The 1,014-nt window shown below is 63.0% G+C and carries 1 pseudogene; it reads right to left on the reverse strand.

The features are described from left to right. A pseudogene (locus EOD15_RS34740) lies at positions 1-1,014 on the reverse strand (protein ndvB); the annotation flags it as partial.

The raw sequence follows: 1,014 nt of genomic DNA on the forward strand, positions 1-1,014 counted from the left end.
TTCAGGAACAGCGATACGACCGTGTTGAAGAAGGCGAGCGCGCCCTCGCTGGCCGGTACGGCAAAAAGCGCCAGCATCAGGACGATCGAGGGCACCGACAGGCCGAGATTGGCAAGCGCGTTGCCGGAGAGGACGAGAAGCAGGGCCGTCAGCGCAAACACCGGTACGACGATGCCGAGCCACCCGGTCTTGCGGAAGGCACGCTTGACTGTCTGGCTGATGGTGGGTCGATAGCCGATCGCCTTCTCCAGCTCGAGCCGGCGTGGGCCGACGAGAAAGAAGCCGACATCGGTGTGGGCGGACCCGGTTAAAACGGCGTCGCCGTCGCCATCGCTGGCGGCGTGGCCGGCCAACTCGATAGCCTTTTCGGCGACGCGATATTCCGAAAGGTTCGAGCGGCGCGCCAATTCCTCGATCGCGGTCCGGTACTGATCGCGCGAGAAGAAGTCGAGCGCGGCGAAATCGGTGCGCTCGCGCAGCACGGTGTCGATGCGGCTGACGCCTTCGAACCACACCGTCCAGTCGACGTCGTTGATGAGGCGCAGGCCGCGGATGATGTTGCCCGTCGTCACATTGCCGCTGGACAGCGTGTGATGTTCGGAAATGATGATTTCCTCGGCATCGGAGCCGGTCTTTTCGAGCTCGCCTTCCAGCCATTCCAGAGCCTTGCCGGCATTCTGCGATCCATCGCGCAGGCGGTAGAGCAGTTGGGTGGCGAAGGTGGTGTCCTGCGCATGCGCGCTGAAATTGGACAGGATCGACTGCCGGTCGGCGCTGTCGTCGGTCGCCAGGACCTTGTCGGCCACATCGTTGGCGATCTGGCGCATCTGGCGGGTGCGATTGACCCTGACAGCCAGCCGGCGGAGATTTTCGATCAGGACGAAGCGCAACAGCGAAGGCAGCGCCCAGAGTTCGCCGATCTTCAGCGGCTCGACCGACTGGAAACCCTGGACGATGGACTTGAACATCATCGCCGAAACGGAACTGTCTGAATGCGCCACATAGGTCCAGGCC

The organism is Mesorhizobium sp. M7A.T.Ca.US.000.02.2.1, assembly GCF_003996995.1.
GTDB lineage: Bacteria > Pseudomonadota > Alphaproteobacteria > Rhizobiales > Rhizobiaceae > Mesorhizobium.